At 65.6% G+C, this 13062-nt stretch carries 12 protein-coding genes; 3 read left to right on the forward strand and 9 right to left on the reverse strand.

Annotated elements, in window-relative coordinates:
• Positions 1–83 precede the first annotated feature (83 nt).
• Complete coding sequence (locus P7B02_RS16365; RefSeq protein ID WP_277787416.1) at positions 84–1250, reverse strand: deoxyguanosinetriphosphate triphosphohydrolase; 1167 nt, start codon at positions 1248–1250, stop codon at positions 84–86.
• 83 nt (positions 1251–1333) lie between these two features.
• Here P7B02_RS16365 and erpA point away from each other — a divergent pair, with 83 nt between their 5' ends.
• A complete protein-coding gene (erpA, locus tag P7B02_RS16370; protein WP_277787417.1) occupies positions 1334–1666 on the forward strand; it encodes an iron-sulfur cluster insertion protein ErpA in 333 nt (110 codons plus the stop codon).
• A 42-nt stretch (positions 1667–1708) separates the two neighbouring features.
• Here the strand turns inward: erpA and infA are convergent, their stop codons facing one another.
• The 8 genes from infA to P7B02_RS16410 all read right to left on the reverse strand — a co-directional run bounded on the left by infA (position 1709) and on the right by P7B02_RS16410 (position 10538).
• Positions 1709–1981: a translation initiation factor IF-1 gene (infA, locus tag P7B02_RS16375; RefSeq protein ID WP_431355825.1), complete on the reverse strand. Its 273-nt coding sequence runs from the start codon at positions 1979–1981 to the stop codon at positions 1709–1711.
• A gap of 113 nt (positions 1982–2094) precedes the next feature.
• On the reverse strand, positions 2095–2304 hold the full coding sequence (locus P7B02_RS16380) for a cold-shock protein (protein ID WP_269716641.1): 210 nt from the start codon (positions 2302–2304) through the stop codon (positions 2095–2097).
• Between the two features lie 210 nt (positions 2305–2514).
• A complete protein-coding gene (locus P7B02_RS16385) occupies positions 2515–2853 on the reverse strand; it encodes a GIY-YIG nuclease family protein (RefSeq protein WP_277787418.1) in 339 nt (112 codons plus the stop codon).
• Entirely contained in the window at positions 2850–3419 is a 570-nt protein-coding gene (locus P7B02_RS16390) for a DUF2239 family protein (RefSeq protein WP_277787419.1), read from the reverse strand. The genes P7B02_RS16385 and P7B02_RS16390 overlap by 4 nt, the downstream gene beginning before the upstream one ends.
• Positions 3420–3470: 51 nt before the next feature.
• Positions 3471–7679 carry a hypothetical protein gene (locus P7B02_RS16395; protein WP_277787420.1) on the reverse strand — a complete coding sequence of 1403 codons (4209 nt, stop codon included), beginning with the start codon at positions 7677–7679 and terminating at the stop codon, positions 3471–3473.
• Positions 7680–7923: 244 nt separating this feature from the next.
• Entirely contained in the window at positions 7924–8373 is a 450-nt protein-coding gene (locus tag P7B02_RS16400) for a DMT family transporter (protein ID WP_277787421.1), read from the reverse strand.
• 7 nt (positions 8374–8380) lie between these two features.
• Positions 8381–9601, reverse strand: a complete 1221-nt coding sequence (locus tag P7B02_RS16405; RefSeq protein WP_277787422.1) for a TIGR03862 family flavoprotein — start codon at positions 9599–9601, stop codon at positions 8381–8383.
• Between the two features lie 46 nt (positions 9602–9647).
• The gene (locus tag P7B02_RS16410; protein WP_277787423.1) at positions 9648–10538 is read right to left on the reverse strand and encodes a 2-dehydropantoate 2-reductase; all 891 of its coding nucleotides are present in this window, start codon (positions 10536–10538) and stop codon (positions 9648–9650) included.
• Positions 10539–10683: 145 nt separating this feature from the next.
• Here P7B02_RS16410 and P7B02_RS16415 point away from each other — a divergent pair, with 145 nt between their 5' ends.
• Both P7B02_RS16415 and P7B02_RS16420 read left to right on the forward strand, forming a co-directional pair.
• On the forward strand, positions 10684–11193 hold the full coding sequence (locus P7B02_RS16415) for a DUF1993 domain-containing protein (protein ID WP_277787424.1): 510 nt from the start codon (positions 10684–10686) through the stop codon (positions 11191–11193).
• 64 nt (positions 11194–11257) lie between these two features.
• The gene (locus tag P7B02_RS16420) at positions 11258–12982 is read left to right on the forward strand and encodes a DUF885 domain-containing protein (RefSeq protein ID WP_277787425.1); all 1725 of its coding nucleotides are present in this window, start codon (positions 11258–11260) and stop codon (positions 12980–12982) included.
• The last annotated feature ends 80 nt before the right edge of the window (positions 12983–13062 follow it).

Below are 13062 nucleotides of genomic sequence, written 5' to 3' on the forward strand. Positions count from 1 at the left end.
GAAACCAGCGCGGAGCGCAAGGCGAATCACACGCGCGTCGCAGCAGTCTATCGAAGGCCCGTCGGCGCCTGAACTGCGGTCGATCAGTTCCAGACGTCCAGATGGAACAGCCGGCGGTGCTCCTCGATGGCGAAACGGTCGGTCATGCCGGCGATGTAGTCGCACACCACCCGGGCCCGACCGGCCTCGTCGCCATTCTGCGACCGGATGAACCACTCGGTCGGCAGGACGTCGGGCTCGGCCATGAACAAGCTGAACATCTCGGCCAGAATGCGGCGCGCCTGGCTGCGGGTGCGGTTCACGCGCCAGTGGCGGTACATGCGCGTGTAGAGGAACTCCCGCAGGCGGGCGAGGTCCTCGGCCATGTCGGAGGAGAATGACACAAGGGCGTGGTCCAAGGCCCGCACGTCGTCGGCGCTGCCCACCCGGCTGGCGGCCGCGCGTTGAAGGGTCTCGCCCATGACGTCGTCGATCATGGCGCCGATCATGCGGCGCACGGCCTCCATGCGCGTCAGGTCCTGGTTCAGGTCCGGGCGTTCCGAGCGGACAGCCGCCAGGATCGGGCCGATCAGCGGCACGTCCATCAGCTCGTCCAAGGTGAACAGCCCGGCTTGCAGGCCATCGTCCACGTCATGGTTGTTGTAGGCGATGTCGTCGGACAGAGCCGCCACCTGCGCCTCCGCGCCGGCCCAACCGCCCAGCTCAAGGTCATAACCGGCGTTGAAGTCGACGACCGCCTTCCAGGACGGCTTGGCCAGCTTCGAGGTGACGGGACCGTTGTGCTTGATGACCCCTTCCAGGGTCTCCCAGGTCAGGTTCAGGCCGTCGAAGTCCGGATAGCGGCGCTCCAGTTCCGTGACCACGCGGAAGGTCTGGACATTGTGGTCGAAGCCGCCCCACTGGGCCGCCTGCTTCTCCAGTTCATCCTCGCCGGCATGGCCGAAGGGCGGATGGCCGAGGTCGTGGGCTAGGGCGATGGTCTCGGCCAGGTCGTGGTCCAGCCCCAGGCCCGCGGCGAGGCTGCGGGCGATCTGCGCCACTTCCAGCGAATGGGTCAGGCGGGTGCGGAAGTGATCGCCTTCATGGGCGACGAAGACCTGCGTTTTTTCCTTCAGGCGGCGAAAGGCCGTGGTGTGGATGATCCGGTCGCGGTCACGCGCGAAGGGCGTGCGCGTGCGGCTGTCGGCCTCGGGAAACCGGCGGCCGCGCGACTTGGCGGCGTCTTCGGCGTAGGGAGCCCGGTACGACATGTTCTGCCTCGATGATTGCCTGTCGCCCCTTTCGAAAGGGCGGCGACTTGCTCATATAGGGAAAGCGTTAGTTTTCCACAGCCATGACAGACATTCCCGTCACCCTCTCCGAACCCGCCGCCCGCCGCATCCGCGCCATCTCCGAACAGGAAGGCGCGCCGGTCATGCTGCGCGTGGCCGTTGAAGGCGGAGGCTGCTCCGGCTTCCAGTATCAGTTCGATCTGGTGCGTGAGGCCGGCGAGGATGATCTGAAGATCGAACGCGACGGCGCCGCCGCCCTGGTGGACGTCGTGTCGCTGGCCCTGCTGAAGGGCTCGGAGATCGATTTCGTCGATGAGCTGGCCGGGGCGGAGTTCCGCATCCGCAACCCGAACGCCAAGTCCAGCTGCGGCTGCGGCGTCAGCTTCTCGATCTAGCGCAGGAGGGAGGCGGCGACCGCCTCCTCCCGGAAGACCGTCTTAGCGACGACGTGCCGGCGGACGGGCCGGGCCGCCGCCCAGGCGCGGACCTTCGGTCTTGTGACGGAAGGTGATGCGTCCCTTGTCGAGATCGTACGGGGTCATCTCGACCGTCACGCGGTCGCCGACCAGCGAGCGGATCTTGTTCCGCTTCATGCGGCCCGCCGTGTAGGCGAGGATCACGTGGTCGTTGTCGAGTTGAACACGGAAACGGCCTTCCGGCAGCAGCTCCGTGATGACGCCTTCAAACTCGATGAATTCTTCCTTGGCCATGTGGCTCCGGGGGTTTGGTTAGTAATGACGAAAGCGCGCCGAAGCTTAACGCTTCGGCGCGCTCGGCTGTTTCGAGCGCGGGCGCGATTAACACGCCCACTCCTGAAGGCCTATTAAGAAGCCTGCAGGTTCACAGCGGCTTCCTTGCCGCTGCGACGATCGCGTTCCAGCTCATAAGTGACCTTCTGGCCGTCGTTCAGAGAACGCAGACCAGCGCGCTCCACCGCGCTGATGTGGACGAACACGTCCTTACCGCCATCATCCGGTTGGATGAAGCCGTAGCCTTTGGTCGTGTTGAACCACTTAACAGTGCCGGTAGCCATTTCAGCTCTCCGTTTAGATAAATTAGCGCCGTGAGAAGAGCCTCAGCAGCGGTCGAAGTCTGAAAGGTCGGCTTCTGGACGATCCGCGCGCGGTAACGAGAGCGGAAGATAGAAACGGCGCGACAGATATCGATGGCGCGAAAAGTATGTGTGCAGGGGAAAATTGTCCAGAGGGCGGGCTTTTGCGGCCTATACGCCAAGCTTTCCATCTCAGGCCAATGAAAGCGCCGATAATTCACGCCGCCAGACCGCAACCCTTTCCTTCAACGCATTCCCCAATTCGTAAGCGGACAGGCCCTCGTCGTCGATCGTCTCCAGCACCTCGTAGCTGAATGCCGCCTCCCCATTAGCCTTCCAGCATGCCTGCAAGCCTCGGTCGGGATGCGATCCCAGACGCAGGGTGAACCACAGACCGTTTTGTTGGGCGTCCAGATTGCGCGACGTCCCAACCCAGACGCCGCCATCCGCCTGGCACCGCACCGCGAACACCCCGACCCGCTTGCGCTGTTCCTTGTAGGCCTGAAGCAGCGCCTTGCGGTCGGCGGTCACGCCTGCGCTCCACTCGCCAGGCCCAAGACATGTTCGCGCAGATCGGCGGGCCAAAGGGCGAGTTCCGCGCCCAGCTTGCCCATGTCATCAGCGAACAGAGCCCGGCTGCCCTCCTCGAATCCAGGAAGATCGCCACCCAGGGCGGACATGACGCGATAGGCCGCCTCATGGGCCGCGCGGCGATCTTGCCCCCCATCTGCGGCGCGCGCGGCCTCGACCAGACGGCGCAGCGCGACGGAGGCTCCGCCCGGCTGCTCGGCCAGCCATTCCCAATGGCGCGGCAGGAGGGTCACCTCCCGCGCCACCACGCCCAACTTCGGACGCCCCCTGCCCCGCTGAGGCTCAGGTTCGGCATAACGCCCACGAACCTCGCCCTCGTCCCCACGGAGGTCGAGATCGATCAACCTCCCCTTGCGGTCGAACGTCAGGACAGTTTGGTTGGGGTCCGCCTTCAGCGCCTTCCAGACAGCCACCGCCACCTCGGCCCGGTGGCCCGAGGCGATGCGATGATGACCGGCGAAAGCCGTACAGACTTCAGGCGTGGGGGAGTTGGTCGCATCTTTCATGCGCGCCTTTTACCCGGACGAAATATGGACGTCAATATCGCCCGGGTGATATCAACCGTAGAACGGATTGATCCCGATCGCCTCCAACTGCGCGGGGCTCATGCACTCGTTCAACTGGTAGGCCGTGAACTTGTTGATCTGAGCGTTGGTCATGGAGCCCAGCTGATGCGTGCTCATCTGCTGGAGCTGTTCCTTGGACAAGCCGGGAATCTGGGCCGGCATCAGATAGCCGATTTGGGTGGTGTTGAGCTGGCCGACGACGGTGGGCGAAAGCTGACCGATCTGGGTCGGGGTCAGAGCCTTGATCTGGCTGGGCGAGAAGCCTCCGATATCCGTGATGTCGAACGCCGCGAGCTGCACGCCGGAAAGGCCCCCCATCTGGTCGCTGCTGAGCTTGCCGATCTGTTCGGTGCTGAACGCCGCGATAGCGTTGTTGGAGAAGGCTGCGATCTGGCTGGCCGAGAACGCGCCGATCTGGGTGACGCTGAGTTCGCCCACATCCTCCACCGTGAAGCCGCGGATCTGCGCCGCCGACAATCCGGCGATCTGCCCCCCGGAAAGCGCCGCCACCTGGCTCGCCGACAGCGCCGAAATCTCCTCCGCCGAGAAGGATGCGAGCTGACTTCCGCTCAGGGTGGAGATCTGGGTGGTCGTGAACTCCGCCATGTCGGCGACCGCCAGCGCCTCGAGCTGGGTGGTCGACAGACCCTGGATCTGGCTCTGGGTCAGAGCGCCGAACCGCGTGGCGTCCATGCCCACGACGTTCTCCGTCGTAAGTGCGCCGATCTGAGCGGCGGAGAAGGCGCCGATCTGGCTCGTCGTCAGGGCGTTGAAGTGCGTGGCCGTCAATCCGCCGATGTTGGTCGTGCTCAGTCCGGCGATCTGGGTGTTGTCCAGCGACGCCACCTGGGTCGAGCTCAGCGCCGAGAAGGCCCCGGCCGAAATCCCGCCGATCTGGGCGGCGGTCAGCTTGTCCAGCTCGGTGATGGACAGCCCGGCGACCGTCGTGGCGGAAAGCGCGCCGAACTGCGTGCCGGTCAGTTGGCCCAGACGGCTGCGCAGGTGCCCCGCCTCCAGCGCCAGGACCTGATCAGCGTTCAGGCCTTGGACCTGCGTTGCCGACAGCGCCGCGAACTCGGTGCTCGTCATCTCATGCAGGTTCGTGGCCGCTACGGCGCCCAACTGCGTCGCGCTGAGCGCGCCGAGCTGGCTGATCGTGAACTCCTCGAAGTCGGTGATCGACAGGCTGGCGATCTGGGTCGTGGTCAGCCCGCCGATCTGGCCGTTGGACAGACTCGCGACCTGGGTCGCAGTAAGCGCCGACAGTGCGGTCGCATTCAGCGCGCCGATCTGGCTGCTGACGAGACTGGCGATCTGAGTTCCCAGCATGTCGCCGACCTGCGTCGCGGTCAGAGCCCCCACCTGAGTCGTCGTGAAGCCCCCCAACTGCGTCTTGCTCAGCCGGGTGATCTGGGTGGTGTCGAGGCTCGAGACAGCGGTCGTCGATAGCCCGCCGATCTGGGCCGCCGACAGCGAGGCCACCTGGGAGGCGTTGAACTCCCGCACATCATCGGGGCTGAGGCCGCCGATCTGCGTGGTCGTCAGCCCCTTCATCTGGGTGGTGGTCAGGGTTGCGATCTGGGTCGCGTCCAGCTCGGCGAAGGCGGTGGATGACAGGGCGCTGAGCTGGGTGGCGGTAAGCGCTGCGATCTGGGTCGTGGTCAAGGCGCCGATTGCGGTCTCGCCCATGGCCGCCAACTGGGTGGTCGTCAGCCCCTTGACTTGGGTGACCGAAAGCGCCGCGACCGCGGTGGAAGACAGACCCGAGATATTGGTGGCCGAGAACGCGGCCATCTGCGTGGGCGTGAAGGCGGCGAGCTGCGTCGCGGTGAACTCGCCGAAATCCTCAGCGCTCAAGCTCTTGAGCTGCGTCGCCGTCAGGCCGCCGACTTGTGTGGTCGTCAGCATCGCCACCTGGGTGGCGTTCAAGCTGGCGAAGGCCGTTGTCGATAGCGCCGCGACCTGAGAGGGCGTCAGGGCGGCGAGTTGCTCGTCGGACAACTGGCTGAAGGCGTCGACGTTCAGGGCCGCGAGCTGGGTTGGCGTCAGAGAATTGAACTGCGTCGTGCTCAGTGCATCAATGTCGGTCTTGTCGAACAGGGCCAGCTGCGTCGCCGTCAGGGCGCGGACCTGCGTCACGCCTAGGGCCGCCAGTTGTGAAGCGCTGAAATCCGAAATGCCCGTGGCGGAGAGCGCCGCGATCTGCGCCGCCGACATGGCGGCGATCTGGGTGGTCGTGAAGGAGATGACGTCATCGCGATCGAAGCCCTTCATCTGGGTCGCCGTAAGGCCCCGGATTTGGGTGACGGTGAGCCCCGACAACTCTTCGGGCGTCAACGATCCGATATTGGTGGCTGAAAGCGCCGCCAATTGCACACTGGTGAAGGCCGCGATCTGATCGGAGTCGAACTCCGCGAAGTCGTCCTCGCTCAGGCTGCGGAGCTGGGCGACGGAGATGGCGCGGATTTGGGTTGCGGATAGCGCGCCGACCTGCGCCGCCGTCAACTCAGCCAAGGCCGAGGTGGACAGACCCGCGATCTGGCTTGGGGCCAGGTTGGCGATCTGATCGCTGTCGAACAAAGGCGTCAGAACCCCGACCTGAGCGCCGCTGAGCGTCGCCATCTGGGTGCTGGTGAATTCGCCGACGTCCACCGCGTCCAGACCGCGAAGCTGGGTCGTGGTGAGCGCCTTGAGCTGGCTCGCGGACAGCGCCTCCACCTGTGCCTGGTTGAGAGCGGAAATCGCGGTGGGCGAAAGCTGGGCGATCTGCGACGGCGCCAGGGCGGCGATCTGCGTCGGCGTCAAGGCGGCGATGCCGCTGACGTCGATATCCTTCAGCTGGCTGGTGCTCAGCGCTTTCAGCTGGGTGGTCGTCAGGGGCGTGGTGCTGCTCAGAACCGCCAGCCCCTCCGGAGTCAGGGCGTTGATCTGAATCCCGGTCATGACGTTGATCTGCTCGGCGGTGAATTCGCCCAGATCCTCGATGGTCAGACCCTTCATCTGCGCCGCGCTGAGCGCGCGGACCTGGGTCGTGGTCAGGGATGCGATGTCGTCTTCGGACAGGTCGGACAGGGCTGTGACCGAAATTTGCATCACCTGGGCCGCGGTCAGGGCCCGCAGCTGAGTGATGTTGAACTTCTCGAAGTCGGCCACCTCCATCGACTTGATGTGAGGAATGCCGAGCCTGCCGATCTGGGTCACGGTCAGACCGGAGATCTGATCCTCGGTCAGGCCTCGGAACTGGGTGGTGGTGAGCGCGCCGAACTGAGAAGGATTGAGGCTTGAGATCTGCTCGGCGGAAAGGCTCTTGAAGGCCTCCTCCGACAACCCTGAAACCTGCGCCATCGACAGGGCGCCGATCTGGGTCGAGCTGAAGTGCGCGAGCATCGTCGGCTCGATCACCCCCATCTGAGCGACCGTCAGTCCTTTCATCTGGGTCATGTTCAGCGCGGTCAACTGACCCACACTGAAAGAGCTGAACAGCTCAGGCTTCAACGCCCTGATCTGCGCGGCTGACAGTTGCTGAATCTGCGCGGGGCTGAATTCGGCGATGTCGTCGACGCCGAGCGCATTGAGCTGCGTGACGGTCAGGGTCTTCAGCTGGGTTTCATTCAGGCTGGAGATCTGCTCGGCGCTCATTGCCGAAAGACCCGTGCCGGTCAGCCCTCTAAGCTGAGTGGCGCCCAATTGAGCGACCTGCTCAGCGGAAAACTCGCCGATGTCGTCCTCCGACAGGCCCTTCATCTGGGAGGCCGCGATGGATCGAAGCTGCGTCGCCGACAGCGCGGCGATCTGTTCGCGCGTCAGAGCCGAGAAGCCCGTTTCCGTAAACGCGCTGATCTGCGCGCCCTTGAGCTCCGCGATCGCGCCGACGTCGACGGCCGCGATCTGGCTTTCCGTCATTGCGCGGATCTGGCTCTGATTCAGAACCGCCAGTTGTCCCGGGCTGAAGGTGATGCCTGCGGAAAGACGCGGAATCTGGATGCGCGTCAGCGCCTTCACCTGCTGCGGAGACAGAGTGGCGAACTGCTCCGCGCTGACGGCCTCGATCGCGCTGCTGTTGATCGCCGCGATCTGAGACGGCGTCAGCAGCTTGAATTCCGACGGCGGCAGCTCTTCAAAGAAGCCTGGGCCCAGCGTGGCGATCTGGCCCGGCGTGAGCTTGTTGATCGGCGTGTTCGAGACCGACGAAATGGTCATGAGGCGAAGGGACCTGATCCACAGCCCGGCGCGATCGAGAGTCCGAGGGCCGTCAGCCCCTGGCCCCTAGCAAACCCCGCCGCCCTCCACATGGCGACGACGCCTGAGCGCCCGATCATCATCGACAGCCGGACAAGCCCCTGACCCCGCCCGACGCGAACCGGCGACACCGGTTGCGCAGGTCGGAACCTAGCTGATTCCCGTAGGAGTGGTGACTATTAGGGTTAAGCCCAGAAAGGTGCTGTCAGCCGCGCCGAACAAGCACAACACCACCGATGACCAGCGCAAGACCCGCGATCCGGGTCAGGTTCACGGGACGGGCGGCTACGCCGAAACCGCCGAAGTGGTCGATGCACAGGCTGATCAGCATCTGCCCGGCGACGAAGATGGTCATGGCCGAGGCCACACCGATCCGGGGAATAGCGTATGCGGCGGCGACGACGAACACCGCGCCATAAAGACCGCCCAACCACGCGTACCAGGGCGCCGCCGCGGTCGCCGCGTAGTCGGGTCTGATCCGTAGGGCCATGACCGCGACCAGCAGCACCAGAGTGCCGCCTGCGAAGGACATGAAAGCGGCGTTGACCGGGCTGTTCAGCGACCGCGCCAACAGCGCGTTGGTCGGCGCCTGCACGGCCGCCAATCCGCCGCCGACAAGGCAGCCCAGAATGGCCAGGATCAGAGACTTGGGCATCGGGTCCTCAATTCCTCAGATAGGCCAGTACGCCAAGCGCCGCCGCACGTCCCGTCGCAAAGGACGCCTGCAGCAGGTAGCCGCCCGTCGGCGCCTCCCAATCCAGCATCTCGCCCGCCAGGAAGACACCCGGCCGGGCTTTCAGCATCAGATCGGCGTTCACGCTGTCCAGGCTGACGCCGCCGGCCGTGGAGATCGCGCGATCCATCGGCGCGCAGCCGGTGAGCTTGACCGGCGCCGCCTTGACCAGCGCGGCCAAGGCGGTCGGTGTTGCCGGCAGGTTCACGCCGCAGGCCTCGCGCAGAAGTCCGATCGCGGCCGGTGAGAGGTTCAGCGCCTTGCGCAGAAGGTTGGCGACGGACTCGCCTTTGCGCCCACGGGCGAGCTTGTTTTCAATCTGGCCCGCGGAAAGGTCGGGCCGAAGGTCGATCTCAAGAACCGCCTCGCCCTGCCCCTCCACCGCATCGCGCAGCGCGGACGACAGCGCATAGATCCCGCCGCCTTCCAGGCCGTAGGCGGAGAGCATGATCTCGCCTTTCACCTGACGTCCGGCGAACGTCAGGCCGACGGCCTTCAGAGGCGTGCCCGCGAAGCGTTCCTTGAAGACCTCGCTCCATGGAACAAGGAAGCCGACATTGCTGGGCCGGAACGGGGTGATCCGCGCCCCGGCGCCCTCGAAAGCCGTCGTCCAGCGACCGTCAGATCCGAGCTTCGCCCAGCTCCCACCCCCCAGGGCCATGATCACCGCATCCGCGCGGACGACCTCATCCCCCTCAGGGCCCGCGAACTTCAACTCACCGGCGTCCGTCCATCCCGTCCAAGTGCGGCGCGGACGAAAGGCCACGCCCTGCGCCTCCAGCTGCTTCAGCCACTCGCGCAACAGCGGCGAGGCCTTCATGGCCTTGGGGAACACGCGGCCGCTCGATCCGACGAAGGTCTGCTGGCCCAGCCCTTCGGCCCACTTGATTAGCGCCTTGGGCGGAAACGCCTCGATCATGCCACGCAACCGCTCGGTCGCCGGGCCATAGCGGCGAAGGAAGCGGTCCAGGGGCTCCGAATGGGTCAGGTTCAACCCTCCCCGCCCCGCCATCAGGAACTTCCGGCCAAGGGACGGCATGCGGTCGTAGACGGTCACCGACGCGCCCGCCGAACTCAGCACCTCAGCGGCCATGAGGCCGGCGGGGCCGCCGCCGATGACGGCGACCTTGGAAGGCGAGGATGAGCTCATGACCCGCTATCTGCCTCGCCTGTCGCGCATCGCCAAGCCAGGATGTTCAGGGACGGCCGTCACCTTGGGCGGCCGCGGCCTCGATCAGCGCGACGATCATGGCGTTCATAGGCGTCGCGATGCCATGCTGCGCGCCCCGCCGCACGATGACGCCGTTGCGGGCGTCCAGCTCCATGGGGCGGCCGGCGGCGCGATCCGCGTGCAGGGAGTTCACGCCATCGGCCGGCCCGGAGCGATAACCGTCCACCACGGACTGCCCCAGATCGTCGGGCAGGTCAGCGCCCTCCGCACGCCCCACCGACACGCACTCGGCGACCAAGGCCTTCATGATCTCGGCGATCGGTTCGCGATGCGCCACGCCGGATGGCTTGAGCGTCAGAGCATTCACCGCGCCGGCGCAGTTCAGCGCAAGCTTCCGCCAGGCCGCCGTCTTGAAATCGTCGGTGGTCGAAACCGCGATCGGCGTATGGGCGAAGAGCCCGACGAAAGCCTCCCCGGCATCGCCGGACGGAACCAGGATCGTGCCCATCCGGCGCTGGCGGATGCGTCCGGGTGCGGCCCGTTCGGCCGGGATGTCGACCACAGCCGGAACGATCACCGCGCCCGGCAGATGCGGTGCGAACCGCTCCACATGCTCGACGCCGTTCTGCAGGACGGCGATCCGCGTCTTTGGCCCAACCAGCCCCTTCAGCCAGGTCAGCGCACCCGCCGTGTCATAGGCCTTGGTGCAGACCAGAACCCAGTCCACCGCCGTTGCGGCGGCAGGATCGGTCAGCACCGTCGGGCTCGCGGCGATGTCGCCGTCGGGGGTTTCGACCTTCAGCTCATCAAAGGCGGTGCGGGCGCAGACTGTGACGTCGAAGTCCGGGTTCTGGGCCAGCCAGGCGGCGACGGTTCCACCCACGGCGCCGGGGCCGACAATGGCGATCTTCTGCATGGCCTTCCTCTTCGGAAACCGGTGTCCAGGCGCGGCACAGATAGGGCCGCATTCGAGTCTTGAACAGGGATTGCTCCCTTCCATTCGGCGGCGACGTCACCACCTGTCGGAACAGCTCAGCTTGAGCTTGAATGAGGAGACGCCGATGTCGCTGACCATGAGCCAAATGACCACGCCCGCCTTGGTGCGCGGCCTGCGAATCTTGTCCGAACTGCTGGTCAAGGGTGAGGCCTGGGCAGAGGCCAACGGCGTCGATCCTGCCGAACTGACCGCCGCCCGGCTGTTCGAGGACATGGCCTCGCTGACCGGCCAGGTGCAGCGCGTCAGCGACACCGCCAAGTTCGCCATCGCCCGCCTAAGCGGCGTCGACAGCCCAAGCATGCCCGACCAGGAGCAGACCTTCGCTGACCTGCACGACCGGATCGCCAAGACGATCGCCTATATCGAGAGCGTTCCGGCCTCGAAGATTGACGGAAGCGAGAGCCGGACCATCCAACTGAAATTCCCCCATGCCGAATTCAGCACAACCGGCAGCGCCTATCTGACCGGCTTCGTCCTGCCGAACTTCTATTTCCACCTGACCACCGCCTACGACATCCTGCGCCACAAGGGCGTGCCGGTGGGCAAGCGCGACTATCTCGGCTCCTGGATGTGAGGACGCCTCTTGCGAGACGAGGCTGAAACCGCCCTACTCCCCGGGTGAAACTGGGGAGTAGTTCATGAGCCTGCGCCTGTCCGCCGCCTTCGCGGTTCTCGCCTTCGCATCGTCCGCCGCCGCGCAGACCCCGGCCCAGAAGGTGGATGCGGTCGCCGACCGCTTCGTCGCCGAAAGCCTGAACTATAACCCGTCCGCCGCCTATTCGACCGGGTTGAAGGCTCCGACCCACGCGCGCTTCTACGACAACAGCGAAGCCGGCATCCGCGCCTTCGAGGCCAAGCTGGACGCCATCGAGGCCGACGCCCGCGCCATCGACGCCAAGGCGCTGGACCACCAGCAGGCCATCACCCTGGCGGTGCTGATCGACAGTCTGGAATCCGACCGCGGCACGCGGGTGTGCAAGTCGCACCTATGGAACCTGAACCACATGTTCGGCTGGCAGAGCTATCTGGTGCGCACCACCTCAGAGCAGCCGGTGGGCGACGCCGACCTGCGCGGTCAGGCGCTGCAACGCGCGGGCTCGATACCGAAGTTCGTGGCGACCGAGACGGCGAACCTGCGAAAGGGCCTGAGCGAGGGCTACGCCGCGCCGAAACCCGTGGTCGTGCGTGTCATCAAGCAGATTGACGGCATGATCGTCGCCGACCCGCTGAAGTCGCCCTTCTATTCCCCGGCCTCGCGCGACAAGGACGCGGCCTTCGGCGCGGCATTGGCCAAGGTCATCACGGACGAGATCAACCCGGCCCTGAAGCAGTACCGCGACTTTCTGCAGGCAGAGTACATGCCAAAGGCGCGCGACACCCTGGGCCTGAGCGCCTTACCGAACGGCGCCGCCTGCTATCAGGCGCAGCTGCGCGGTTACACGACGCTGGACCGCACGCCGAAGCAGGTCTTCGATCTGGGCGCAGCGACCGTGGCCGCCAACGCCGAGGTGGTCAAAGGTCTGGGCCAGAAGCTGTATGGCACCCAGGACCTGAAGCTGATCGCCCAGCGCAACACCGAAGCCCCCGCCAACAAGGTCGCCTCGGAAGAAGAGCTGATCGCCTACACTCGCCAGATCGTCGACAGCTCCCGCGTCGCGTCCGCCGCCCTGGTCACCAAGCTGCCCGAGCAGGACATGGTGGTGAAGCCGTTCGAACCGTTCATGCGCGGCTCTGGGGTCAGCTCCCACTACGAGATGTCGGCCGATCCGAAGAAGCCAGGGACCTACCGCATCGCCTCCGAAAAGTGGGCCAGCGAGACCAAGGGTGGGGCCGAGATCACCGCCGTGCATGAAGGCTGGCCCGGCCATCACCTGCAGATCGCCATGGCCCTTGGGGTGAAACGCCACGACCTGTTCAAGGTCGCCTTCAACTCCGCCTATGTGGAAGGCTGGGCCCGCTATTCCGAAGCCCTGTCGGAAGAGGTCGGCATCTACACCAGCGACTTCCCCAAGATCAGCCGCCGCATGTGGCCGGCGCGGGGCATGGTGCTGGATCCAGGCATCCACATGTTCGGCTGGACCCGCGAGCAGGCCGCCGCCTACGCCCAGGAAAGCGGGCGTTTCATGGGTGAGGAAGCCGATGATCTGGTGGACCGCATCGCCGTCCTGCCCGGCCAACTGACCGCCTATGACAGCGGCGGTCTGGAGATCTTCGCCCTGCGCAGGCAAGCCGAGGAGGCGCTGGGGCCGAAGTTCGACCTGAAGGCCTTCCACGACGCCGTGCTGCGCAACGGAGTCGTGCCGCTGAAGGTCCTGCGGTCGGAGGTCGAGGCGTGGATCGCGGCGGAGAAAAGCCGAAGCTGAGCCACGCAACTTTCGCGCGCACGTCGCAAGAATGGGGCTAGAGTGATCTCCAAGAGCCACGACGCGGACTCATGATCGCC

The organism is Caulobacter segnis (assembly GCF_029543125.1).
Taxonomy (GTDB): Bacteria; Pseudomonadota; Alphaproteobacteria; order Caulobacterales; family Caulobacteraceae; genus Caulobacter; species Caulobacter segnis_D.